Raw genomic sequence first — 22,304 nt, 5'->3', positions numbered from 1 at the left:
GATCAGTGTCATTTCTGCCGGAGAGTGCGCAGCCTAGGTTGGACGCGTCAACTTCAGAGGAGGCCGCCATGTCCACGCTGCAGATCGTCTTCGCGCTCTATCCCGACGTGACCCACCTGGACTTCACCGGCCCGCACCAGTTCCTGGCGCGCACGCCGGGCGCCAAGGTGACGGTGGCCTCGCTGGGGGGGCAGGACATTGAGGCTGAGGGCCTGACCTTCACGAACCTGGCCGACCTGGCGAAGATCGAGCGCTGTGACGTGCTGTGCGTCCCGGGGGGCTTCGGGACCACGGCGGCGATGCAGGACGAGGCGTTCATGGCGCAGATCCGCCGGCTGGGCGGGCAGGCGCGCTACCGGACCTCGGTCTGCACGGGCTCGCTGATCCTGGGCGCCGCGGGCTTCCTGCAGGGCAAGCGGGCGGCGACGCACTGGGCCTGGCGCGACCTGCTGCCGGCGTTCGGCGCGACGGTGGCCGAGGAGCGCGTGGCCCGCGACGGCAATGTCATCACCGGCGGCGGCGTGACGGCGGGCATCGATTTCGCCCTGGTGATGCTGGAGGAACTGGCCGGCCGCGACTTCGCCGAGTCGATCCAGCTCGGCCTGGAGTACGCCCCGGCGCCGCCGTTCGAGCGCGGCCGCCCCGAGCTGGCGCGGCCGGAGATCCTGGAACAGGTGAAGGCCCGAATGGCCGCGGCCACCGGCAGCCGCGCACAGGCGGCGGCCGAGGCGGCGAACCGTATGGCGCCGGTCTAGAACGCGACCTGGCTGCGCAGAGAGACGATGTCGACGTCCTCGCCCACCTGCACGCCGGTCGCGCTCAGGCGGTCGATGTTGACGCGCTCGTACTGGGCCTGGAAGCGGTAGACCGGGTTCGGGTACCAGTTGAGGCCCACGGTGGCGATCTTCTGCTCGCCGCCGCGGATGCCGCCCAGGGGCGTCGCCGCTCCGGCCGTTCCGGCATGGTCGTCGAGGTCGAGCACGCTGTAGCGGGCGGCGATCTCCCAGGCGCCCCAGGTCCCGTCGGCCGGGCTGAAGTTCTTCGCGGGCTTCACGCCCTTGAAGCCGCCGCTGGCGCTCGTCCAGGGGTGGCTCTCGCCGGTGATCGTCCAGGCTCCCTGCACGTACCAGCCGTCGGAGCGCGGATTGAAGCCGCCGATGCGGTCGACGTCGACGCGGAACGCCTCGGCCGAGACCTGCAGGTTCTTGTAGTAGGCGCCCAGCTCAGCGCCGTAGGCTGTGAGCCCCGAGGCGTTGATGTTGTTGGTGTCCACCAGGCGCGTGCCGTCGACGCGCAGCTCCGGCCGCTCGCGCAGGCGCACCTGACGGACCCTCGCGGTCCCGGCGCCGGTGTCGGCCACGTGAAGGACGCCCTGGAGATTGGCGCCCAGATGCAGGGCGTAGTCCTTCCCGTACACGGGGGCGAAGGCGAAGCGGGTGAGGTAGCCCGTCTGCTCGCCGAACTCGCCGGTGTTGCCGGAGAGGGCGCCCGTGAGCACGGCCGAGGCGTACCACCGCTCGCCGTTGAAGAAGGCGCCGACGCCCGAGCGGCCATCACCGCCGGCCAGGTTGCGGACCATTTCGGCCACGGCGGCGCGCTCGAGGAACAGGCCCTCGGTGTTGCTGGTGGCGTCCTCCAGGCCGGTGGGGGTGGCCCAGGCGCCGATGCGGAGCCGCGCGGCCACGCCATCGGCAGGCTTCCAGCCGGTGTATTCGATGAAGGCCGCGTTCAGCTGGGCGGCTTCCGAGCCGCTGCCGCCGAATTCGCCGGTCAGGGTGTAGTTCCAGTCGCGGGCGAACGTGCCCTCGATGCCCAGGCGGGCGCGGCGGAAATTCGTGCCCGAGTTGAAGTCGTTGCGGCCGGGCAGGTTGCTCCGGGCGTCGTACTGGGCGGCGTCGAACTGGGCGATGCCGCGGATCGCGAACTTCTGGCTGCCGTCGGCGCTGGTGATGGTCGGCCGGGCGTTCGACAGGGTCGCCGTCGCCGCCAGCTTCTTGTTGATCTGCTCGTTCGACTTCTTGGTCTCGGCCTTGAGATCGGCGAGTTCGCCCGTCAGGGCGGCGATCTTGGCTTCCAGGGCGGCGATGCGGTCCTCGCTCGTCGCCTGGGCCATCGCGGGCGCGGACACGCCCGCCAGGAGGACGGCGATCAGCGACGTCCCGAGCAGCTTGTTCATCTAGGTCTAGACCTCGGCCTGTGCATGCAGATGTCACAGTCATTAAGGTTAGAGAGGTGAACCGCTGGTCAACGCGGCGCGAAACGCCCCCCGACCTTCCGGGATTCTTAAAGGAAAACCGAGTCCTGCGACATACTGACCCATGGCGATCTCGTTCACCTTAATCGGCAGGTAGTAAACGGCGGTCAGTGTCGAAGTGGAAATATGCCCCCCGTTTCGACCTGCAGGATCCACCCGTGAAATTCAGCAACCTCTCGATCTCCGGCAAGCTCGTTCTGGTGTTCTCGGGGATGCTCGCGACGATCGGCGCCGGCGGCCTCGCGCTCTATCTCAACAACGCCGCCCTGGCCGCCTCGGTCGAACGCACCGAGCGCGCACGGCAGGTATTGTCAGCGGCGCAGGACGCCTCGTTCCGGCTGGCGCGGCAGGAGAATTCGCTGCGCGGCTTCCTGCTCTCGGGCGACACCTACTACGTCAAGCGCATCAACGAGGTGCACAAGGTCAAGTTCTTCGGCGCCATCAAGCAGCTCCGCGAGCTGGCCGGCGACGATGCGACCGAGCTGGGTCGTGTCGCCAAGGCCGAAGCCGCGTTCGCCAACTATGAGAAGGCGGCCCTGAACCTCGGCATCCAGCTGGGCTCCGACCCGGCGACTCGCGAGCAAGGCATCGGTCTTGTGCGTAACGACGGCGTCGCCGACAAGGCGATCGGGCCCGTCGAGGATGCGCTGTCCGAGATCAACGACGCGGCGGTGGAAACCCAGAAGGCGGAGTCGGCGGCGCAAGCCTCGGCGCTGCAGCGCGTCACCCTCGGCCTGATCGGCGGCGTCCTGCTGCTGGCGGCCCTGGCGCTCGGCGCCGGAGTGATCCTGGCGCGGTCCATCGCCACGCCGGTGCGCGCGATGACCCAGGTCATGCGCAAGCTCGCCGCCGGCGACAACGAAGTCGTGGTCCCCGCCGCCGACCGTAAGGACGAAGTGGGCGATATGGCCAAGGCCGTGCTGAGCTTCAAGGACGGCGCCCTGGCGCGCATCCGCCTGGAAGGCGAGGCCGAGGTCTCGCGCGACGAGGCGACCCGCCAGCGGGCGTCCACCGAGGCCGAGCGCGCCCGCTCGGCGGCCGAGCAGACCCAGGTCGTGGACGCCCTCGCCCAGGGCCTGTCGCGCCTGTCCGCCGGCGACCTGACCTATCGGATCGACACCGCCTTCAATGGCTCCTACGAGCAGCTTCGCAACGACTTCAACGGTGCCGTCTCGCACCTGGAGCGCACCCTGGGCAAGATCCAGGGCAACTCGCGCTCGATGAGCGCCGGCGCGGCCGAGATCAGCCAGGCGGCCGACAACCTGGCGCGCCGCACCGAACAGCAGGCCGCGACGCTGGAGGAGACCGCCGCGGCCCTGGACGAGATTACGGCGACGGTCCGCAAGACCGCCCAAGGCGCCCAGGAGTGCGACGGGGTCGTGACCGAGGCCCGCGCCAGCGCCGAGGCCAGCACCGACGTGGTTGGCCGCGCGGTGGCCGCCATGGACGAGATCTCGACCTCGTCCAGCCAGATCGGCCAGATCATCGGGGTGATCGACGAGATCGCCTTCCAGACCAATCTGCTGGCGCTGAACGCCGGGGTCGAAGCGGCTCGCGCCGGCGACGCGGGCAAGGGCTTTGCGGTGGTGGCCTCCGAAGTGCGGGCGCTGGCCCAGCGGTCGGCCGAGGCCGCCAAGGAGATCAAGAGCCTGATCAACGTCTCCACCGATCACGTGGAGTCGGGTGTGGAGCTGGTCGGCCGGACGGGCGAGGCGCTGCAGCAGATCTTCGGACAGTTCAACCAGATCGCCGTTCTGGTGACCGAGATCGCCGCCTCCGCGCGCGAACAGTCGGGCGCACTGGGGCAGGTCAACACCGCCATCAACCAGATGGACTCCACCACCCAGCAGAACGCCGCGATGGTCGAGGAAAGCACGGCCGCCAGCCACACGCTGTCGCGGCAGGCGCGCGACCTCAGCGAACTGATCAGCGCTTTCAAGGTGCACCCCGGCGCCGGCGAGCGGGCCATCGAGCCGGCGGCCGTCCCGCTCCGGAAGGCGAGCTAGCGAGGCCCGGCTTCCTCCGCCGGACGGGGGAAGGCGCCTGTCACCACCGCTTCACTTCTTGCGGGGCGCGTAGGCGATCATCTGGATCTCGACGACCCCATCGTCGGCAAGCAGCCCCGTGGTCCCGACGGCCGTCCAGGCGGGATGCGGGGCCGACATGAACTCGTCCTTGGCCTTGGCGAAGGCGGCGAACTGCTCGTCGCGCGTTCCCCTGAACCCGGGGCCGTCCCAGACGTGGAAGGTGTTGATCATCACCACGTCGGCGAAGGTCAGCCGCTCGGCCGCGAGGGTCGCCTGGATCACGCGGAAGGCGCGGCGGGCCTGCTCGGTGAAGGCCGGGCCGTCGCGCTCGGTCGCGCCGCGCGGACCCGCGATGACGCCGGAGATGTAGAGGAAGTCGCCGGCCCGGCGGGCGGGCGCGTACTTGACCTCGTCATAGGCGCGCTGGGCGCCGGCGCTGGGAACGACCACCTCGCCGCCCGGAGCCGGGATCAGCCTCGGGTAGCCCGCCTCTGACGGCTTGGGGGCAGGTTGCGCGCTGGCGGCGGAGGCGGCCCCGAGGAGGGCGGCGGCGAGGATGAGGACTGGCTTGAGCATGGCCCGGACATAGAACGCCTGGCGGCCGTCCGGGCCAATGCCTCTTGGTTATTGCGACGAACGCCGCCGCTCCGACGACAGACGTAGCCACGGCGCCAGGTGGAAGCCGGCCATCAGCAGATACATGGGCGCCATGCCGCCCAGCGGAGAGGCGTTCGGCAGAACCCCGCAGAGGACGGCGCCGGTCCTGGCCTCCTGCAGGCCAGTCACCAGCGCCATGACCGCGAAGGTCGGCGCCGCCGCCAGCGACAGCCAGCGGGCGGCGCGGCTCACCTGTTCGCCTCCGCCTCGGCGCGGAACGCCGCCTCTCCGGCGTCGGAGACCTGTGCCCAGGTCTTGTCCACTGTCTTCTCGGCCTCGTAATTGTCGTGCCAGTTCCACCACTTGTAGGTCGGGGTCTGGGGATAGCCGGGCGGGGAATTTTCCCAGGCCTCCTGGCGGCCGAGCGGCGTGATGTCGAGGTAGTTCCAGGTTCCCCCCATCTGCTCGTCGCCGCGGTTGTTGACGAAGTAGGTCCGGAACACCCGGCCTCCGTCGCGGTAGAACACGTTGGTCCCGTGCCATTCGTCGACGCCGAAGTCCTTGTCGAAGTCGTCGGTGACAGTGACCCAGGGGATATCCGCCCAGCCCATCCGCGCCTTCAGCCGCGCGATGTCGGCCTGGGGCGCTCGGGAGGCGAAGACGAGGGTCGTGTCGCGGGCGTTCAGGTGGGCGGGGTGGGCCACTTGGTCGGCCACCATCGAACAGCCGCGGCAACCGTGCTCCGGCCAGCCGAACACGCCGGGTTCGAAGAAGGCGCGATAGACGATGAGCTGGCGGCGACCTTCGAAGAGCTCGACCAGGCTCTTCGTGCCAGCCGGCGTTTCGAAAGCGTAGCGCTTTTCCACCGCCATCCAGGGCATCCGGCGGCGCTCGGCCGCCAGGGCGTCACGGGCGCGGGTCGTGGCCTTTTCCTTGTCGAGGAGCTGGCGGCGGGCGGTTTCCCACGCCTCGGGAGAAACAACGGGGGGCGTCTGCATGGGGGAGGTCCTTCTTGTCGCGGGAGGCAAGGTCGGGGAAGGGGACGTCAGGAGGGGATGCGGGCGTCGTACTCGCCGCGCAGCCGTTTCCAGTTGCTCCAGAACGGCGGCGGGGCCTCGCCGCGTAGGCAGGCGACCATGAGGTCGACGTGGGCGTGCCAGCCCGCCGAGACCCCGAGCAGTTGGTCGCGGTTGGGCAGCTTGCGGTGGGTGAGGGTGAACTTCACCTCGGAGCCCATCGGCTCGAGTTCGAAGGTGACTTCGCTTGCGGACGCGCCCCAGCTCAGCACCAGCAGGCGCGGCGGCTCGGCGCGGATCACCTGGCATTCCATGCTGTGCTCTTCCTCCCGGCCCTCCGGCCGGTCCTGAGCGCCGCCGGAAAGGTCGTCGTTGCGCCAGGTGAGCGTCACCGGCGCGCCGGGCCGGGTTTCCATCTCGCCCGCGGCCAGCCACTGGGCCCGCAGGTCGCTGTCGGTGAGGTAGCGCCAGACGCGCTCCACGGGGCCGGGAAGCATGCGCTCGATCCGCACGGTGCGGGGCTCGATCAGTTCGCCATACGCGCTGGGCATGACGGTGGGCGTCATTGGTCGTCTCCTCGGGGGGAATCCTGCGGGGTGTCGGGGCTGGCGGCCCGCGCCGCGTCCTCGGCGCGCAGCAGGCTCTCGAGGACGTCGAAGCTCTGGGTCCAGAAGCGCTCGTAGCGCCCGATCCATTCGTGGGCGTCTTCCAGGGCGCGGGCCTCGAGCCGGCAGATGTGGGTGCGGCCCTGCACGGTGCGGCGGACGAGGCCGGCCTTCTCCAGCGCCTTGATGTGCTTGGACGCCGCCGCCAGCGACATGTCGAAGGGCGCGGCGAGCTCGCCCACGCTGCGCTGGCCCGTGGCCAGGTCGGCGAGCATGCCCCGGCGGGTGGCGTCGCCGAGCGCGTGGAACACGGCGTCGAGGCGGGCGGTGGGAGCGCCATGTAATTCAACCATGTGGTTGAGAATGAGTGCGCGCCAAATGATTGTCAACCGAATGGTTGAGAGTTTGTTCGTAGCGAGCCGCCCCGCCGTCACGCGGTCGACGAGACTGATGTCACGGTCTCGTCGCCGCGATTCCAGCCTGACCTTGTGGCTCTCGGCGCGATCGGGGCTGTTCTGTTCGGTGTCCTTCTTGCCCTCGGCGTCGTGGGCGTGGTGGCGGTCGCCGCCGCCGCCGGAGACGGCGCTATGGGTGTTGGTCGGCTCGTCGGGGCCGCCTCAGCGCCCGGTGCTCTCTTCCTTTCGCGACACGTCAGCGGTCCTGCTGGTAGCCCTGGTTGTGGGTGTTCTGGTTGATGTTGCCCTGGCGGCCTTGAGCCTTCAGGTTCACGTCGTCGTCGCCGGGCTGCTCGGACTGGGCGCCCGTCACGCGGTCTCGGCGTCCGATATCGGAGCCCTCGATGTGGGGTTTTGCACCCGGAGCGGATCGCTGATCCGGCGGGATGGGCGGGGCCTTAGAGGTCATTGGATCCTCCTTTCGCTGGGTGAGGAGAACCGTTGTGCAGACGCTTGGTTGCCGGTCAGTCGATCACGAAGGCGGTCAGGCTCAGCAGAGCCTCGGAAGGCGCGTCCGACGCCAGGAGATCGCTGGACCCGGCGTAGGCGAAGGTGCGGTTGTCGGCGCGGCCGACGGCCTTCACGGCGGAATCGCTGGTGACCCGCGCCTGCACGGCGACGCAGGTCTGCAGCGGGGGGATGACCGCGGGCGCCACGGTCTCGAGCCGAAGCTGCCAGCGGTCGGCGGTGAAGGCGGCCAGCGGATCGTCGGCGCGGCCGGTGTCGCGGAACAGAGACGCGGCCGGCACGGTGAGCGGGGCGGACGGCGCCCCGCCGACGTCCAGCGTGCGGCAGACGGCCAGGGTTACCGCCCGGGCCGGGCCGGCCCAGCACGCGAGCGCCAGGGCCGGCCAGACGGGCGCGCGCACTATTGCGAGATCGTGATGGCGTAGCCGTTTGCGGCTGCGTTGTAGACGAGATCGGTGACCGCGCCCGCGCTCGCCTGGGTCACCTGGACGCCGCCCGCGCCGACCGTGAAGGCGCCGCCGTTCACCGTCATCCCGAGGGTCACGCCGGCGCCGGTCTGGTCGACCGTGACGTTGCCCGCCGCGCCGCCCGCGCCGACGAAGTTGGACAGCGTGATCGCCGAGGACGAGCCGGCCGAGCTGGAGGCGAGGTCGAAGTTCACGCGCGACGTGGCCCCGGTGAGGGTCAGCGTTGACGACTGGGCGCCCGACCCGCCGGTGAAGTCGTTGACCACGGTGTTGCCGTCGGCCGCGCCGACCAGGTTGACGCTGAAGGTCTTGGCGCCGGCGCCGTTGGAGGTGTTGGTCACGGTGTTGTCGTCGGAGTCGACCGCCACCGTGACGCTGGCCGAGGTGGCCGCGCTGATGGTGTTGGTGACCGTGTTGCCGCCGCCCGCCAGGGTGCCGCCCGTGAGGTTCAGGTTCACCGCGACGGCGCCGGTGGCGGCGATGGTGTTGGTGACGTGGGTGGTCGAGCCGTTGATCGTCAGGTCGTAGTCGAGGCTGGCGCCGTCCAGGGTGTCGACGACGACGTTCTCGGCGCCCACCTCGGCCGGCTCGGTGTTCAGGATGCTGACGTCGATGTCCGGGTTGGCGGGGGCCGTGGTCTGGCCGATCGAGAGGGTGTGCTGGTTGGCCCCGCCATCTGCAGCCGCGCCATAGGCAAGGTTGAGCGAGGCGGTGGTCGAGCCGCCGGTGGAGGTGACGGCGCCCTGCACGATGTTGCCGGCCCCCTGCTGATTGACGATGAACTCGTTCCAGGCCCCGCGAACGGGCAGCTGGGCGCCGCCCGCCTGGCCGTTGGCGGTCAGGACGTTGCTGGCGTGAGTGGCGTCCTGGGTGATGGTCAGGGTGCGCACCGTGCCCGTGCCGCTGATGTCGATGCGCAGGACGTTGGCCGCCAGTGAAGGCGTCGCGGCCAGGGCGGCGAGCGCCGTGCCGGCGAGGATGCGGCGGAGAGGATGTCGGATCATGGTCGTCTGCTCCTTGTTGCGCGTTTCAGGTCCACCACCCGCTGGCGACCCCGTCTCGGATGAGCTGGATGAGGGCCGTGCGGGCCGCGCCGGCGATGGCCAGGCCGACGGGCTCGTTCACCGCCCCGCCCAGTTCGGCGTCGAGGGAGGTGGTGTCGAAGATGCGGGCGAGATGGCCGCCGATGCGCAGCGAGGTGATCTGCTTGGTGACGGTGGTCTCGCCCAGGATCTCGCCGCTCTGCACAGCCACCGCGCGCAGGCTGAAGGTGACCAGGTCGGTGACATAGGCCCCGCTGGCGCCGCCCCCGCCCACCGCCACGCCGCCGCTGGCCTCACGGATCGAGCGGTCATAGGCGACCACCTGGCCGACCAGCAGGATCTCGGCGACGCGCAGGGTGGAGAGGCGGCGGGGCGCCTGCGGGGCCTGGCCGTTCACGTCGAGAACCGCGCCGTTCATGCTGAGCGCCAGGGTCGCCAGCTGCCGCTCGCGCAGGAGCTCGTCCACGTGCTGGCGCTCGACCAGCAGGACGTAGCCGGGACGCAGGTCGCGGACGGCCCGGATCACATAGGGCGTGCAGTCCATCGGCGCGGCGGTGCTGAGCTCCTGCGGCAGCTGGGTGGGGCGGCGCTGGCCCGAGGTGTCGACGCAGCTGTAGATGCCCACCGTGAGCGGCCGCGCGGGGGGCGGCGGCAGCTCGATCTCGGCGCGGCCCGCCACCCGCGGAGGCTTCGGCGTCGGAGTCAGGTGCTGGCAGGCGCCGAGCACGAGGGCTGTCGCGAGGGCCAGCGGGATGCGAAGGCCCACGTCAGGCTCCGGCGGGTATGGTCAGGGTGGTGGAGCCGCTGGGCGTCGTGATGGTCACCGTCAGCTGGCCGTCCGAGTTCATGTAGGTGATGGTCACCGCGCCCGACTGGATCGTGCCGGCCTGGCCGGCGCCGGCGTTGGCGATGCGCTGGGCGATGGTCTGGGCGACGATGCCGTTGAGCTGCGAGATGATGGCGTTGACGAACACCTGGTTAGGGTCCGGAGGCGTCGCCGTGCGGGCCGCCGCCGCCTCTGCGGCCGCGCGCGACGCCTGCAGCGCCTTGTTGTATTGGGCCATCTGGAAGGCGATGGGGTTGGTTCCGCCGAAGTTCGGCGACATCAGCACGTAGTGCAGATCGGTCGCGCCCGCGGGCCCGGCCGCCGCCATCGCGGCCATCGCGGTCGACCACGCCAGAAGGCGCGGCGCGTAGCTGCTCTTCATGTGGACGCCCCGTCCGCTGACGGCTCCCCGGCCGCGAACAGAGTTAAGGCGCGGTGCGACGGACGGTCACTCGGGCGAAACCCCGAGCGGAGGCTCAGGCTTCGACGGCGTCCAGACCGATGTCTAGCACCTTGGCGGAGTGGGTCAGGGCGCCGACGCTGATGACGTCCACGCCGGTCTCGGCGAAGGCGCGGACGGTGTCGAGGGTGATCCCGCCCGAGGCTTCCAGGGTGACGCGGCGGTCCACCAGCTTCACCGCCTCGCGCATGTCCTGCAGGGTGAAGTTGTCCAGCATGATGACGTCGGGGTCGTTGCCGAGCGCCTCCTGGAGCTGCAGCAGGCTGTCGACCTCGACCTCCACCTTCACCAGGTGGCCGGCGAAGGCCTTGGCGCGACGGATGGCCTCGCCGACCGAGCCGCAGGCGGCCACGTGGTTGTCCTTGATCAGGATCGCGTCATCCAGGCCGAAGCGGTGGTTGATCCCGCCGCCGCAGCGCACGGCGTATTTCTCCAGGGCCCGCAGGCCGGGCGTGGTCTTGCGGGTGTCGGTGATCTTCGTGCCCGTGCCGGCGACGGCGTCGACGAAGTCCTGGGTCAGGGTGGCGATGCCGCACATGCGGCCCAGCAGGTTCAGCGCCGTACGCTCGGCGGTGAGGATGGCGCGGGCCGAGCCGCTGACGCGGGCGAGCGTCGTCCCGGCGGGCACGGCCTGGCCGTCGGCACTGAGCTCGTCCACGCGGACATGGGGGTCGAGTTCGGCCAAGGCCAGGCGGATGACCGACAAGCCCGCCACGACGCCGCCGCGCCGGGCGGCGAAGTCGGCGGTGAGCTTCACGTCGGCCGGCACGCAGGCCTGGGCGGTGATGTCGCCGGCGCGGCCCAGGTCCTCGGCGAGCGCGCCGCGCACCACGGGCTGGAGCAGCAGGTCGGGGAGGGGCTCGATCGTCATCAGGGCGCTGCTGGATCCTCAGGCCGCGCGGCAGGGCGCGCGGTCGGCGGCGGTGACGAACGTGCGTTCGGCCGCCAGGGTGTCGGGGAAGTCGGAGCGGAAGTGGCCGCCGCGGCTCTCGCGGCGATCCAGGGCGGCCTGGGCGACCAGACGGGCGGCGACCAGGGCGGCCGCGCACCCGTGACGGCCCTGCAGGGCCACGATCTCGCCGAGCAGCCGTTCGAGGCCGGCGGCGTCGCGGATGACGCCGGCGTCGCGGCTCATGGCGACCCGCAGCGCCTGCAGCGCCCGGTCCGGCAGTTCGGGCGCCGGCGTCGCGCGGAGCAGCGGCAGGGCGGGCGCGCGCTCGTCGCGGGCGGCGCGGCCGGCGCGTTCGCCGAAGACCGCGGCCTCCAGCAGCGAGTTCGAGGCCAGGCGGTTTGCGCCGTGGACGCCGGTCGAGGCGCATTCGCCGGCGGCGTAGAGGCCGGGCAGGCTGGTGCGGCCGTCCGTGTCGGTGGCGATCCCGCCCATGTGGTAGTGGCAGGCTGGCGCGACCGGGATCGGCTGGACGCGCGGATCGACGCCGCCGCCCATGCAGGCGGCGAACACCGCCGGGAACTCGTCGGGGAAGTGGGCGCCGACCGCCTCACGGGCGTCGAGGAAGGCGCCGCGGCGCGCCGTGCGCTCGGCGTGGATGGCGCGGGCCACCACGTCGCGCGGCGCCAGCTCGGCGTCCGGGTGGTAGAGGGCCATGAACGGCTGGCCGGCGGCGTCCACCAGCTTGGCGCCCTCGCCGCGCAGGGCCTCCGTGGCCAGCGGCGCCGGATCGCGGCCGATGTCGATGGCCGTGGGGTGGAACTGCACGAACTCGGGGTCGGCGATGGTGGCCCCGGCCAGCGCAGCCAGCCCCAGGCCTTCGCCCTTCAGCTCGGCGGGCGTGGTGGTGACGGCGTACAGGCCGCCGATGCCGCCGGTGGCCAGGATCACGGCGTGGGCGGTGATCTCGATGACCTCTGCGCCGTCGCGGGCCAGCACGCCGCGCACGCGGCCGGTGGCGTCCTGCAGCAGGCCGACCAGCTTGGCGCCGACCTTGACCTGGATGTGAGGCGCGGCGAGGGCCGCCACCGTGACCGCTTCCATGATCGCGCGGCCGGCCTGGTCGCCCTTCACCCGGGCCACGCGGGCGCGGGAGTGGGCGGCCTCCAGGCTCTGGGCGAAGGCGCCGTCGGGCTTGCGGTCGAACGGCGCGCCGAGGGCGGCGAGGCGGCGAACCGCAGCGGGGCCTTCCTCGGCCAGCAGCCGCGCGACCTCGGGGACCACCAGGCCGGCGCCGGCGATCACCGTGTCCTCGGCGTGCAGGGCCGGCGCGTCGTCGTCCGACAGGGCCGCGGCGACCCCGCCCTGGGCCCAGGCCGACGAGCATCCGCGGTTCAGGGGCGCTTCGGTGAGCAGCAGAACCCTGGCGGGCGCGGCGGCCATGGCGGCGGTGAGGCCCGCAAGCCCCGCGCCGACCACCAGCACCCCGTCGTGACGGAGGCGTTCAGGCATCTCAGATCAGCTCCACGTCGACGTGGTGGCGCGCCTTGACCAGGTCGTAGCGGGCCGGCTGGGCGGGCGGTGGCAGGTCGATCATCCGCTGGACGGCCAGCCGGGCGCGGTCGGCGATCGCCGGATCGACGGTCACCTCGTAGCGGTCGTTCAGCAGCGCCTCGTAGATGTTCTCCAGCGTGATCATCTTCATGTGCGGGCACAGGTTGCAGGGCCGCACGAACTCGGTGAACGGCGCGTCGGCGGCGACGTTGTCGGCCATCGAGCACTCGGTGATCAGCACCACCCGCTTGGGCTTCCGCTGGATGACGTAGTCGTTCATCGCGGCGGTCGAGCCGGCGAAATCCGAGACCTCGAGCACCTCGGCCGGGCACTCGGGGTGCGCCAGGATCTCGGCGTCGGGATAGGCGTCCTTAAGCTCCAGGATGTCTGACGCGGTGAAGCGCTCGTGCACCTCGCAGCGGCCCTTCCAGGCGATGATCTTGATATCGGTCTGGCGCGCGACGTTCCGGGCCAGGAATTCGTCGGGGATCAGAATGACGCTGTCGACGCCCCACTGGGCGGCGGCTTGTTCGACCACCTGCACGGCGTTGGCGCTGGTGCAGCAGATGTCGGTCTCGGCCTTCACGTCCGCGGTGGTGTTCACATAGGTGACCACCGGCAGGCCGGGATAGCGCTGCTTGATCAGGCGGACGTCGGCGCCGGTGATCGAGGACGCGAGGCTGCAGCCGGCGCGCAGGTCTGGGATCAGCACCCGCTTTTCGGGCGACAGGATCTTGGACGTCTCGGCCATGAAGTGGACGCCGGCCTGCACGATCACCGCGGCGTCCGAGCGCGCGGCCTCCTTGGCCAGGCCCAGGCTGTCGCCCACGTAGTCGCCAACGCCGTGGAAGATCTCGGGCGTCATGTAGTTGTGGGCCAGGATGACGGCGTTCTTCTCGCGCTTCAGCCGGTTGATCTCGGCGATGAGCGGAGCCTGGAGGCGCCATTCCATGGGCGTGACGTGACGCTTCACCTTCTCCCATGCAGGGGCGGTGGCGGCTTCCACAGCCGGGGTGAACGCGAACTGGAACCCGTCGGCGGCCATGGATTCCTCCTTATGCTCAAAGTGAGCATTTCTCGGGCCTATAAAATGCGCCGAACTAACCGAGTCCGACGCCAGCTCCCTTTTGCTCACTTGGAGCATAACCGACCATATAGGCCTGACGCAGCGGCGCGCAAGGCCCTTTTACGATTCGTGACGATCACTTTGGCGGGGCGACGCTCGCGATGGTCTGGGCGAGTTGGTCGGAACCATAGGGCTTGCGCAGCAGCGGCCACGGCGTGTCCTCGGCGGCCGAGAGCACCTCACCGGTATAGCCGGACGAGAGGATGACCGGCAGGCCCGGGCGCAACGCCACGGCTTCGCGGGCCAGGTCCACGCCAGACTTGTCGCCCGGCATGATGAGGTCGGTCAGCATCAGGTCGAAGGGCCCGCCCGCGTGGAGGATCTCCAGGGCCGCCTCGGCGTGCTCCGCCCGCCGCACCGCGTGGCCGAGATCGCTCAGCATGGCCTCGACCAGTTCGGCCACCTGGGTGTCGTCTTCCACGAGCAGCACGCGCAGGGCGGGGCTCGAGGCGGCGCGCGCGCTGGGCGCGACGGCGGCGGCGGCGGCGGGATCGGGGGCGATGCGCGGCAGGTAGAGGCAGACGCTGGCCCCCTTGCCGGGCTTGCTGTCCACGGTGGCGGCGCCGCCGCTCTGGCGGGTGAAGCCATAGACCTGGCTAAGGCCCAGGCCGGTGCCGCGCCCGGGCGCCTTGGTGGTGAAGAACGGCTCGAAGGCGCGCGCGATGGTCTCCTCGTCCATCCCCGCGCCGGTGTCATGGACGCCGACGCAAAGGTAGTCGCCGGCCTCTAACCCCTCGATCTGCTTCGCGGCCAGGGTGACCGGGAGGGTCTCGATGCGGATCATGCCGCCGGCGGGCGTGGCGTCGCGGGCGTTGACGACCAGGTTCATGATCGCCGCCTCGAACTGGCTGGGATCGAGATTGACCGTGGCGTCCGGCGCGGACGGAGCGACCACCAGAGTCACCGCCTCGCCCACGGCGCGGCGCAGCAGGGGTTCGCTGTCCTTCAGTAGCGCGTCCACCTGCACGGGCTCGGGCTTCAGCGCCTGGCGCCGCGAGAAGGCCAGGAGCTGCTGGGTCAGACGCTCGCCGCGGCGCGCGGCGCCGAGGGCGGCCTCGATCATGCGCTCGCGCCGCGCCTCGTCGTTCGGGTGGCGCTGCATAAGGTCGAGCGCGCCGATCACCACGGTCAGCAGGTTGTTGAAGTCGTGCGCCACACCGCCGGTGAGCTGGCCCACCGCCTCGAGCTTCTGGGCGCGCTGCAGGGCGGCCTCGGCCTCGTCGCGCTCGGCCAGCGCGGCCTGGACCCGCTCGGCCAGCAGGTCGTTGATGCGTTTCAGGTCTTCCTCGGCGCGCTTGGCTTCCGTGAAGTCGTAGCCCACGCCGATGAAGCCGTCGAAGGCGCCGTCCGGCGCCCAGCGCGGCTGGGAGACGCTGCGCACCCAGCGGTACTGTCCGTCATGGCGGCGGAAGCGCGCCTCGAGCGTGAAGAGCTTGCGCGACGCCTCGCCGGCCACCTGTTCCTGGAAGATGCGCGCGATGTCGTCCGGATGCAGCACCTTGCGCCAGTCGAAGTCGAGGGCGGTCTGGTAGCCCTCGCCCAGATAGTCGACGTAGGTCTTGTTGGCGAACTCCCGCTTGCCGTCAGTGCGGGTGACCCACATCAGGATCGGCGCACTGTCGGCAAGCGCGCGGAAGCGGTGCTCGGTGGCCTCCAGCGCCTTCTGTGCGTCGGCGTGGGCGGCGTTGGCCTCGTCGAGCCGCAGGAGCGCTTCGCGCAGACTGGACGAGACGACGATGGTCAGGGCGGCGGACAAGGTGAACAGCCCCGCCACGGCGGCGCCGGAAACGCCCACGGCGGTGACGATCGGCGCGCCGAGCCCGATCGCCAGGGCGGCGGCCAGGGTGGCCCAGCCCCAGCGCGGCCCTGCGTAAAGCGTCGCGACGATCAGGGCGGGCAGGGTGCTGACCGAAAGCCCGTTGGCGTTGGTCCAGCCCAGCACCAAGCCGCGCGCCAGCACCGACGCACCCAGCGATGCGACGCTGATCGCCAGCGCCGTGAGGAATGGCGGCGAGCGTCGCGGAATCAGCCGAAGCGGCGAGAGCGCCGGCATCATGAACCTGGCATCCAACCCCGACCCGAGTTGGGCCCTCGACCAGCATGGGATGCGGCAATGGGCGTTGCAACTGTCCTGATGACGCCGGCTCGCAACAGGCCGAGCGCGACGCGCTTGCACGATTTTTGCCTTCTCCGAGTCCAAAGACCGCCGGTTTGCGCCTATATGCGACGGCTCGGACGTAGATGGGGATGTGACCCTGAGGCTATTGAGCGGCCATGCCCTTCGCTCGCTGTGGGCGAAGATCGGAACGGCTGCGGTCCTGGCGACCGCATTGGCCGTCAGTGCCTGCGCGCCCTCGCAGCAGGCGCAGGACAGAGCGCGGTTCGCCTCGCGCGACCTTTCGAACGAGGGCCTGCTCAAGTTGGCCCAGACCATGGACCCGGCGATGCGGGCGCTGGCCGTGCGCCATGACCCGGCGTCGCGCGCGCCCGACCTTTGGGCCCGCCCGCAGGGCTGGGGCAGCCTGGACATGGACCATGTTCCCGATCTGGGACTGGCCACCGAGACCGACTCCGCCACGGCGGAAGAGGTGAACGAGCTGCGCCCCTTCTCGGGGTTGCCGATCCGGCCGATGAAGCCCTTCGTGTTCAAGGGCGCCAGCGAGGACCGGGCGCGCGCCGTCCAGTGCCTCGCGCAGGCCGTCTACTATGAGGCCGCCCGCGAGCCTGAGGTGGGCCAGGAGGCCGTGGCCCAGGTGGTGCTGAACCGCATGCGTCATCCGGCCTACCCGAAGAGCGTCTGCGGCGTGGTCTATCAGGGCTCGGCCCGGGCCACCGGCTGCCAGTTCACCTTCACCTGCGACGGTTCGCTGCGCTACGCGCCGCAGGCGGCGCTTTGGACCCGGGCGAGGGCGGTCGCCGAACGGGCGCTGAACGGCTACGTGGACAAGACCGTGGGTTCGGCCACGCACTATCATGCGCAGTACGTGGCGCCCTACTGGGCGCCGACGCTGGTGAAGATGACCCAGGTGGGCCAGCACATCTTCTACCGCTGGACGGGCCCCTGGGGCGAACCGCCGGCCTTCACGGGCCGATACGCCGGGGGCGAGGCCTATCTGTCGCCCGCGGTGCTGGGCAGCCTGGATGCGCGCACCCAGGGCGGCCTGCTGTCGCCTGAAACCCAGATGATCGCGGCGGACCGCAAGATCACCCTGGCGGTGGCGGGCGAGGTGCGGACCTACAGCGTCGTCGATCCCACCTTGCCGCGCGGCGAGCGCACCCGGGTGATGGGCGTGCTGATGTCCACCCGCCGCCAGCCGACCCCCGACGAGGTCAAGCGCATCAACCAGAGCCTGGAAGCTATGGAGCGCGCGATGGACCAGAAGCCAGCCATGGCGCCTTCGGTGGCGCCCGTCGCGACGCCGGCCTCGGCGACGGCGCCTGCTACCTGAAGGCCACCCGCAGCTTCGCGCCCACGAAGCGGCCGCTGGGATCGTAGCCGCGGGCGGCCGCGGCCCCGTATTGGCGCTCGGCGCCGGCCTCCAGGCCGCACAGGAAGCCCAGCGAACCCACGACGCCCGGATCGTCGAAGCGATGGTCGACCGCCGTCTTGGCCACCCCGGCGATGCGCGGCTCGGGCGCGCCGTCGTAGCGGGGCGAGAAGGCGGCCCTGGGCGCCAGATCGAGCGCCACGCCCTTCGGCGTCGCCTTGAGCGGGGCGGCCAGGAGCGCCTCGGACGCCGTCTGGGCGTGCACCGAACCGGCGACGGTCAACAGGAGCAGGGAAAGGACGGCGGTCTTCATGCGGCGGGCTCCATGGGCCTGACGTAGGTACGCGTCGGCGGCCAGGATAGACCCATCAGGCCGAGAAGGCGTCGGGATAGGTGACGCTGAGGGGCGCGTCGAATGCGCCCGGCTCCAGCGCCAGCGCCATGAAGCCGGGTCCGCCGGCGTAGACGGACTTCACCCGCGCCGCCGTCTCGGCCGAGAAGCCGAACCGCGGGTAGTAGGCGGGATGGCCCAGCACGATCATCCCGTGGGCGCCGAACTCGCGCGCCTGCTCGATGCCGGCGCGGGTCAACGCCGAGCCGATGCCGGAACGCTGCAGGCCCGGGCGGACGGCGAGCGGGGCGAGGGCGGCGTACAGGTCCTTGCTGTCGACCCAGAGGCGGCTCAGCAGGATGTGGCCGTCCAACTGGCCCGCAGTCTCGGAGACCAGTTCCAGGAGGACGTCGCCGTCGGCGCGCAGGCGCTCGACCAGACGGGCCTCGTCAGGCTGGCCGAAGGCGGCCTCGACCACCTCGGCGATAGCGGGATGGTCGGCCGGGCGGGCGAAGCGGATCATGCGGCAAGGCTAGCGCCTCCCGACGGCGGCGTCAGCGGTCGTCGCGGAAGCTGCGCGGTTCGCGGGCGGCGCGGGGGAGGTCCTGCCGCTCGTTGCGGAGCGCTTCGGCCGCAAGCTTGCGCCAGCCTTCCGCGATCTGGAGGTAGACCTCCTTCTCGGCGCGGCTTTCCGCCTTGGCGGCGAGGCGCATCACCACCTCGGCCTGTTGCCGGTAGCGGTCGCTGGAACTGGAATCGTCGAGGGACACGTCGCGGTAACTCGAACGGGGCGGCGCGAGTTTCCGGCGCCGCTTATTAACCTATGTGATTTTTTCACCAGGCCCCGATCTTCTGGGCTTCTTGGTGGCTGATCGGGTGATGCGCCGCCTTGTGGTCTTTCTCGGCCAGGAAGCGCACCGCTTCCAGGGCCGCCATGCAACCCATGCCCGCGGCGGTCACGGCCTGGCGGTAGACGTCGTCGGTGACGTCGCCGGCGGCATAGACCCCTTCGATGGCGGTGGAGGCCGTGCCCGCCTTCACCTTCAGATAGCCAGAGGCGTCCATCTCCAGCTGGCCCTGGAAGAGCTGGGACGCCGGCGCGTGGCCGATCGCGATGAACACGCCGTCGGCGGCGACCACCCGGGTCTCGCCGGTCTTGATGTTCTTGAGCCGCGCGCCGGTGACTCCCAGTGGATCGGTGTCGCCCAGCACCTCGTCGAGGACGCTGTCCCAGATCACCTCGATCTTGGGATGCTTGAACAGGCGCTCCTGCAGGATGCGCTCGGCGCGGAACTCGTCCTTGCGGTGGACCACCGTGACCTTGGCGGCGAAGTTGGTGAGGAAGAGCGCCTCTTCCACGGCCGTATTGCCCCCGCCCACCACGATCACGTTCTTGCCGCGATAGAAGAAGCCGTCGCAGGTGGCGCAGGCCGAGACGCCGAAGCCCTGGAACTTCTGCTCGGTCTCGATGCCGAGCCACTTGGCCTGGGCGCCGGTGGCGATGATCAGCGTCTCGGCCAGCCACACCTGGCCGCTGTCGGTCTCCAGGCGGAACGGGCGCTTCGACAGGTCGGCCCTGGTGACGATGTCGTTGACGATCTCGGTCCCCACATGCTCGGCCTGGGCCTGCATCTGCTCCATCAGCCAGGGGCCCTGGATCACGTCGGCGAAGCCCGGATAGTTCTCCACGTCGGTGGTGATGGTGAGCTGGCCGCCGGGCTGGATGCCCTGGATCAGCACGGGATTCAGCAGGGCGCGCGCGGCGTAGACGGCGGCGGTGTAGCCGGCGGGGCCGGAGCCCACGATCAGGCAGCGGACGGAACGAGGTTCGGACATGGGCCTAATGTAGTGTCGATTCCGGATGGGCGCGACGGGCGAAGCGGCGTTGGTTAACACCGCTTTCAGCGAGGCGGGCTTAGAATAGCTGCATGGCTCAGAGCCCCGAGATCGAGATCGCCGGCCGGAAGATCGGCGCGGACCACCCGCCGCTCGTGATCTGCGAGCTGTCGGGCAACCACAACGGCAGCCTGGACCGGGCGCTGGCGATGGTGGACGCGGCCGCCGACACCGGCTGCGACGCGATCAAGATCCAGACCTACACCGCCGACACCATCACCATGGACGTGGACCGGCCCGAGTTCCGGATCCAGGGCGGACTATGGGACGGGCGTAGCCTCTACGAGCTCTACCAGGAAGCCTACACCCCCTACGAATGGCACGCCGCGATCTTCGAGCGGGCGCGCAAGCGGGGCGTGATCATCTTCTCCAGTCCGTTCGACGAGACGGCGGTCGACCTGCTCGCGGGCCTGGACGCGCCCGCCTACAAGATCGCCTCGTTCGAGGCCGTGGACCTGCCGCTGATCAAGTATGCGGCGGCCAGGGGCAGGCCGTTGATCATCTCCACCGGCATGGCGAACCTGGCCGAGATCGAGGCCGCGCGCGACGCGGCGATCGCGGGCGGCGCGCCGGGCGTGGTGCTGCTGCACTGCGTGTCCAGCTATCCGGCCACCTTCGCCGACGCCAACGTGCGCACCGTGGCCGACATGGCCCAGCGCTTCGGCTGCCCGGTCGGGCTTTCGGACCATACGCCCGGGACGGCCGCCTCGGTTGCGGCCGTGGCCATGGGCGCGAGCGTCATCGAGAAACACTTCACCCTGGCCCGCGCCGACGGTGGGCCGGACGCCGCCTTCAGCCTGGAGCCGACCGAGTTCAAGGCGCTGGTGGACGACACCAAGGCGGCCTGGGCGTCGCTGGGCCGCGCGCACTACGACCTGCTGGGCTCCGAGCGCGGCAATGTGCAGTTCCGCCGCTCGCTCTATGTGTCCGCCGACGTGAAGGCCGGCGAAGCGCTCACGCGGGCCAACGTCCGCTCGATCCGGCCGGGCAATGGCCTGGCGCCGGCGCATTTCGAGGAGGTGCTGGGGCGCACCGCCGCGCGTGACCTGCAGCGGGGCGAACCGCTCGCCTGGGACATGCTGGTCTAGGGCGATGGACGCCGACGCCGAGGCCGCCGGTTTCCGCGCCGAGATCGCCGCCCTCCCGCGGCGCGACACGCCATCGATGCGCGAGGTGCGCAAGCGCCGCTCCGCCGAGCTGACATCGCAACCCGCCGCCGAGGTGATTGCGCTGGCACAGGCGCTGGAGCGTGACGCGCCGCAAGAGGGCAAGTGGGTCGCCTACGAGCTGATCCGTTTCCACCCCGGCGCCTTCGCGGCCTTGGGCGAGGTCGAGGTCGAGGACTTCGCCGGTCGGATCGCCTCCTGGTATGCCACCGATGCATTCGGGACGGTCCTGTCGGGGCCGCTGTGGGCGAAGGGGCGGCTGCCGGACGAGCTGTTCGACGCGTGGTCGCGGTCGGAGAGCCGATGGCTGCGGCGCTCGGCTCTGGTGGCGACGGTCGGACGTAACGCCATGACGCCGGATGCGGCCCGCACGTTCGAACTCTGCCTGCGCCTGGCCGACGACCGTGACGATATGGTGGAGAAGGCCGTCTCGTGGGCGCTGCGCTATCTCTCGCAGAAGGACCGGCCGGCGGTGGACGCGTTCTTCGTCGAGCACGGCGAGCGCTTCCGGCCGCGGGTGAAGCGCGAACTGCGGCACAAGCTCGCCACGGGGCTCAAGTCGGGCAAGAAGCGCGGGATCGTAAGCCAGGGTTAACGCGAAGCAGCTTTTGTCCATCGAGCAGCGTTCCGTCTGGAGACCCTCGATGAACATGATGGCGAAGCCGATGGCCGGCCCCGGGCTGGCGGCCGATGTGATCTCGGACTTCATTGAGACCGGCGCGCACCTGTTCCACGCGCCGGTGGACCCGGACGCGGCGACCGAGCTGCTGGCGGACATCCGCGCGACGCGGGCGTTCGACGACAGTCTGTTTCTCAGCGAGGCCGAGTTCGACGCCGATCCGCAATACACGGGCGTGAACCCGAAGCCGGGTCGCAACCTGCTGGAGCGCTTCGAGGCCAAGCTGGGCTTCGTCGAGCAGTCGCCGCACATCGTCGAGGCCGTGACCGCGCTGCTGGGCCCGGACTACGAGATCCTGAACAAGAAGGTGGTCTGCGGCGTGCCGGCCCGCTCGATCCCCGATTGGCTGAAGGCCCGCATCCACGGCAACCCGGTGAACAACCTGGGCGCCTATGTGAAGCCGCAGAACCGGGACATCACCTACTTCTACGGCATCGACTTCCACCAGGACCTGATCGACTACAAGGACCGGGAAGCCGACTTCCTGACGCTCTACATCTACCTGCACCCCGTCACGAAGGCCGACGCGCCGCTCTACCTGCTGGAGGGCAGCCACCGCCTGGGCGGATCGGTGTTCCCGCACGACCTGACGCGGTCGAGCGACCGCACCTGGACCTACGCCAACGGCGAGCACGGGACGACGGAAACGCAGCAGCGGATCCTGACCGGCGGCACGGGCTTCGCGGCCATGTGGCATGCCTGCACCCTGCACGGCACCCAGCCGGACGCCGCCGATCACGAGCGCATCTCGCTGCGCTACCTCATCGCCCGCGGCCAGGGCCGGGCGCCGGGCATGGAGGCGGTGAACGCCACCCTCGACGGCCCGCTCAGCCTCGTCGACACCCGCAAGGACCTGGCCGCCGACGGCTCAGCGCAGATCCGCGCGAACACGGTGTTGAAGGCTTAAGATGACCGCTGCGCACCCGAGCTCGGCGGCGGCAGACGCCGTCCTGATCT

25 protein-coding genes are annotated in these 22,304 nt (G+C 70.6%); 6 read left to right on the top strand and 19 right to left on the bottom strand.

Annotation, left to right across the window (positions count from 1 at the left end):
• Window positions 1–68: 68 nt before the first annotated feature.
• Window positions 69–755, top strand: coding sequence for a DJ-1/PfpI family protein (locus ACODSY_RS11180; RefSeq protein WP_488951823.1), 687 nt, complete (start codon window positions 69–71; stop codon window positions 753–755).
• Here the strand turns inward: ACODSY_RS11180 and ACODSY_RS11175 are convergent.
• Complete coding sequence (locus tag ACODSY_RS11175; RefSeq protein ID WP_488951822.1) at window positions 752–2,176, bottom strand: porin; 1,425 nt, start codon at window positions 2,174–2,176, stop codon at window positions 752–754. The genes ACODSY_RS11180 and ACODSY_RS11175 overlap by 4 nt on opposite strands.
• Window positions 2,177–2,412: 236 nt before the next feature.
• Between ACODSY_RS11175 and ACODSY_RS11170 the strand changes: the two genes are divergently transcribed.
• Window positions 2,413–4,260 carry a methyl-accepting chemotaxis protein gene (locus ACODSY_RS11170; protein WP_488951821.1) on the top strand — a complete coding sequence of 616 codons (1,848 nt, stop codon included), beginning with the start codon at window positions 2,413–2,415 and terminating at the stop codon, window positions 4,258–4,260.
• Window positions 4,261–4,311: 51 nt separating this feature from the next.
• Here the strand turns inward: ACODSY_RS11170 and ACODSY_RS11165 are convergent, their stop codons facing one another.
• The 14 genes from ACODSY_RS11165 to ACODSY_RS11100 form a co-directional block, all read right to left on the bottom strand.
• Window positions 4,312–4,857 carry a Rid family hydrolase gene (locus ACODSY_RS11165; RefSeq protein WP_488951820.1) on the bottom strand — a complete coding sequence of 182 codons (546 nt, stop codon included), beginning with the start codon at window positions 4,855–4,857 and terminating at the stop codon, window positions 4,312–4,314.
• 48 nt (window positions 4,858–4,905) lie between these two features.
• Window positions 4,906–5,130: a hypothetical protein gene (locus tag ACODSY_RS11160; protein ID WP_488951819.1), complete on the bottom strand. Its 225-nt coding sequence runs from the start codon at window positions 5,128–5,130 to the stop codon at window positions 4,906–4,908.
• Window positions 5,127–5,876: a DUF899 domain-containing protein gene (locus ACODSY_RS11155; protein WP_488951818.1), complete on the bottom strand. Its 750-nt coding sequence runs from the start codon at window positions 5,874–5,876 to the stop codon at window positions 5,127–5,129. The genes ACODSY_RS11160 and ACODSY_RS11155 overlap by 4 nt, the downstream gene beginning before the upstream one ends.
• A 47-nt stretch (window positions 5,877–5,923) precedes the next feature.
• Window positions 5,924–6,460: an SRPBCC family protein gene (locus tag ACODSY_RS11150; RefSeq protein WP_488951817.1), complete on the bottom strand. Its 537-nt coding sequence runs from the start codon at window positions 6,458–6,460 to the stop codon at window positions 5,924–5,926.
• Window positions 6,457–6,852 carry an ArsR/SmtB family transcription factor gene (locus ACODSY_RS11145; RefSeq protein ID WP_488951816.1) on the bottom strand — a complete coding sequence of 132 codons (396 nt, stop codon included), beginning with the start codon at window positions 6,850–6,852 and terminating at the stop codon, window positions 6,457–6,459. The genes ACODSY_RS11150 and ACODSY_RS11145 overlap by 4 nt, the downstream gene beginning before the upstream one ends.
• A gap of 298 nt (window positions 6,853–7,150) precedes the next feature.
• Window positions 7,151–7,363: a hypothetical protein gene (locus ACODSY_RS11140; RefSeq protein ID WP_488951815.1), complete on the bottom strand. Its 213-nt coding sequence runs from the start codon at window positions 7,361–7,363 to the stop codon at window positions 7,151–7,153.
• Window positions 7,364–7,418: 55 nt separating this feature from the next.
• On the bottom strand, window positions 7,419–7,823 hold the full coding sequence (locus tag ACODSY_RS11135; protein WP_488951814.1) for a hypothetical protein: 405 nt from the start codon (window positions 7,821–7,823) through the stop codon (window positions 7,419–7,421).
• Window positions 7,823–8,893, bottom strand: a complete 1,071-nt coding sequence (locus ACODSY_RS11130) for a hypothetical protein (protein WP_488951813.1) — start codon at window positions 8,891–8,893, stop codon at window positions 7,823–7,825. Before ACODSY_RS11130 ends, ACODSY_RS11135 begins: the two co-directional genes overlap by 1 nt.
• A gap of 25 nt (window positions 8,894–8,918) precedes the next feature.
• Window positions 8,919–9,698 carry a CsgG/HfaB family protein gene (locus ACODSY_RS11125; protein WP_488951812.1) on the bottom strand — a complete coding sequence of 260 codons (780 nt, stop codon included), beginning with the start codon at window positions 9,696–9,698 and terminating at the stop codon, window positions 8,919–8,921.
• Window position 9,699: 1 nt separating this feature from the next.
• A complete protein-coding gene (locus tag ACODSY_RS11120; protein ID WP_488951811.1) occupies window positions 9,700–10,140 on the bottom strand; it encodes a curli assembly protein CsgF in 441 nt (146 codons plus the stop codon).
• Between the two features lie 94 nt (window positions 10,141–10,234).
• Window positions 10,235–11,089, bottom strand: a complete 855-nt coding sequence (gene nadC / locus ACODSY_RS11115; RefSeq protein ID WP_488951810.1) for a carboxylating nicotinate-nucleotide diphosphorylase — start codon at window positions 11,087–11,089, stop codon at window positions 10,235–10,237.
• An 18-nt stretch (window positions 11,090–11,107) separates the two neighbouring features.
• Window positions 11,108–12,619, bottom strand: a complete 1,512-nt coding sequence (locus ACODSY_RS11110) for an L-aspartate oxidase (protein WP_488951809.1) — start codon at window positions 12,617–12,619, stop codon at window positions 11,108–11,110.
• 1 nt (window position 12,620) lies between these two features.
• On the bottom strand, window positions 12,621–13,706 hold the full coding sequence (gene nadA / locus ACODSY_RS11105; protein ID WP_488951808.1) for a quinolinate synthase NadA: 1,086 nt from the start codon (window positions 13,704–13,706) through the stop codon (window positions 12,621–12,623).
• A gap of 157 nt (window positions 13,707–13,863) precedes the next feature.
• A complete protein-coding gene (locus ACODSY_RS11100) occupies window positions 13,864–15,843 on the bottom strand; it encodes a hybrid sensor histidine kinase/response regulator (protein ID WP_488951807.1) in 1,980 nt (659 codons plus the stop codon).
• A 274-nt stretch (window positions 15,844–16,117) separates the two neighbouring features.
• Between ACODSY_RS11100 and ACODSY_RS11095 the strand changes: the two genes are divergently transcribed.
• Complete coding sequence (locus tag ACODSY_RS11095; RefSeq protein ID WP_488951806.1) at window positions 16,118–17,236, top strand: cell wall hydrolase; 1,119 nt, start codon at window positions 16,118–16,120, stop codon at window positions 17,234–17,236.
• On the opposite strand, the gene ACODSY_RS11090 is transcribed toward ACODSY_RS11095, so the two are convergent.
• From ACODSY_RS11090 to trxB, 4 genes are all read right to left on the bottom strand, one after another.
• Window positions 17,229–17,588 carry a hypothetical protein gene (locus ACODSY_RS11090; protein WP_488951805.1) on the bottom strand — a complete coding sequence of 120 codons (360 nt, stop codon included), beginning with the start codon at window positions 17,586–17,588 and terminating at the stop codon, window positions 17,229–17,231. The genes ACODSY_RS11095 and ACODSY_RS11090 overlap by 8 nt on opposite strands.
• A 55-nt stretch (window positions 17,589–17,643) precedes the next feature.
• Window positions 17,644–18,129, bottom strand: a complete 486-nt coding sequence (locus ACODSY_RS11085; protein ID WP_488951804.1) for a GNAT family N-acetyltransferase — start codon at window positions 18,127–18,129, stop codon at window positions 17,644–17,646.
• Window positions 18,130–18,160: 31 nt separating this feature from the next.
• Entirely contained in the window at window positions 18,161–18,376 is a 216-nt protein-coding gene (locus tag ACODSY_RS11080; protein ID WP_488951803.1) for a hypothetical protein, read from the bottom strand.
• 64 nt (window positions 18,377–18,440) lie between these two features.
• The gene (trxB, locus tag ACODSY_RS11075; protein ID WP_488951802.1) at window positions 18,441–19,442 is read right to left on the bottom strand and encodes a thioredoxin-disulfide reductase; all 1,002 of its coding nucleotides are present in this window, start codon (window positions 19,440–19,442) and stop codon (window positions 18,441–18,443) included.
• 92 nt (window positions 19,443–19,534) lie between these two features.
• Between trxB and pseI the strand changes: the two genes are divergently transcribed.
• Genes pseI through ACODSY_RS11060 form a run of 3 tightly spaced genes read left to right on the top strand, consistent with a single transcriptional unit; the run spans window position 19,535 to window position 22,254 of the window.
• Window positions 19,535–20,590: a pseudaminic acid synthase gene (gene pseI / locus ACODSY_RS11070; RefSeq protein ID WP_488951801.1), complete on the top strand. Its 1,056-nt coding sequence runs from the start codon at window positions 19,535–19,537 to the stop codon at window positions 20,588–20,590.
• Between the two features lie 4 nt (window positions 20,591–20,594).
• Window positions 20,595–21,263, top strand: coding sequence for a DNA alkylation repair protein (locus ACODSY_RS11065; RefSeq protein WP_488951800.1), 669 nt, complete (start codon window positions 20,595–20,597; stop codon window positions 21,261–21,263).
• Between the two features lie 49 nt (window positions 21,264–21,312).
• The gene (locus ACODSY_RS11060) at window positions 21,313–22,254 is read left to right on the top strand and encodes a phytanoyl-CoA dioxygenase family protein (protein ID WP_488951799.1); all 942 of its coding nucleotides are present in this window, start codon (window positions 21,313–21,315) and stop codon (window positions 22,252–22,254) included.
• Window positions 22,255–22,304 lie beyond the last annotated feature (50 nt).

The organism is Phenylobacterium sp. FG114, from assembly GCF_057809855.1.
Note: the sequence above shows the minus strand (reverse complement) of the source record. Positions and strands in the feature narration are given on the sequence as shown.

Bases quoted from the DNA above. Each gene is read 5' to 3' on its own strand.
- ACODSY_RS11180 (WP_488951823.1), top strand. From the start codon at position 69: ATGTCCACGCTGCAGATCGTCTTCGCGCTCTATCCCGACGTGACCCAC.
- ACODSY_RS11175 (WP_488951822.1), bottom strand. From the start codon at position 2,176: ATGAACAAGCTGCTCGGGACGTCGCTGATCGCCGTCCTCCTGGCGGGC.
- ACODSY_RS11165 (WP_488951820.1), bottom strand. From the start codon at position 4,857: ATGCTCAAGCCAGTCCTCATCCTCGCCGCCGCCCTCCTCGGGGCCGCC.
- ACODSY_RS11155 (WP_488951818.1), bottom strand. From the start codon at position 5,876: ATGCAGACGCCCCCCGTTGTTTCTCCCGAGGCGTGGGAAACCGCCCGC.
- ACODSY_RS11150 (WP_488951817.1), bottom strand. From the start codon at position 6,460: ATGACGCCCACCGTCATGCCCAGCGCGTATGGCGAACTGATCGAGCCC.
- ACODSY_RS11145 (WP_488951816.1), bottom strand. From the start codon at position 6,852: ATGGTTGAATTACATGGCGCTCCCACCGCCCGCCTCGACGCCGTGTTC.
- ACODSY_RS11140 (WP_488951815.1), bottom strand. From the start codon at position 7,363: ATGACCTCTAAGGCCCCGCCCATCCCGCCGGATCAGCGATCCGCTCCG.
- ACODSY_RS11130 (WP_488951813.1), bottom strand. From the start codon at position 8,893: ATGATCCGACATCCTCTCCGCCGCATCCTCGCCGGCACGGCGCTCGCC.
- ACODSY_RS11120 (WP_488951811.1), bottom strand. From the start codon at position 10,140: ATGAAGAGCAGCTACGCGCCGCGCCTTCTGGCGTGGTCGACCGCGATG.
- nadC (WP_488951810.1), bottom strand. From the start codon at position 11,089: ATGACGATCGAGCCCCTCCCCGACCTGCTGCTCCAGCCCGTGGTGCGC.
- ACODSY_RS11110 (WP_488951809.1), bottom strand. From the start codon at position 12,619: ATGCCTGAACGCCTCCGTCACGACGGGGTGCTGGTGGTCGGCGCGGGG.
- nadA (WP_488951808.1), bottom strand. From the start codon at position 13,706: ATGGCCGCCGACGGGTTCCAGTTCGCGTTCACCCCGGCTGTGGAAGCC.
- ACODSY_RS11100 (WP_488951807.1), bottom strand. From the start codon at position 15,843: ATGATGCCGGCGCTCTCGCCGCTTCGGCTGATTCCGCGACGCTCGCCG.
- ACODSY_RS11090 (WP_488951805.1), bottom strand. From the start codon at position 17,588: ATGAAGACCGCCGTCCTTTCCCTGCTCCTGTTGACCGTCGCCGGTTCG.
- ACODSY_RS11085 (WP_488951804.1), bottom strand. From the start codon at position 18,129: ATGATCCGCTTCGCCCGCCCGGCCGACCATCCCGCTATCGCCGAGGTG.
- trxB (WP_488951802.1), bottom strand. From the start codon at position 19,442: ATGTCCGAACCTCGTTCCGTCCGCTGCCTGATCGTGGGCTCCGGCCCC.
- pseI (WP_488951801.1), top strand. From the start codon at position 19,535: ATGGCTCAGAGCCCCGAGATCGAGATCGCCGGCCGGAAGATCGGCGCG.
- ACODSY_RS11065 (WP_488951800.1), top strand. From the start codon at position 20,595: ATGGACGCCGACGCCGAGGCCGCCGGTTTCCGCGCCGAGATCGCCGCC.
- ACODSY_RS11060 (WP_488951799.1), top strand. From the start codon at position 21,313: ATGAACATGATGGCGAAGCCGATGGCCGGCCCCGGGCTGGCGGCCGAT.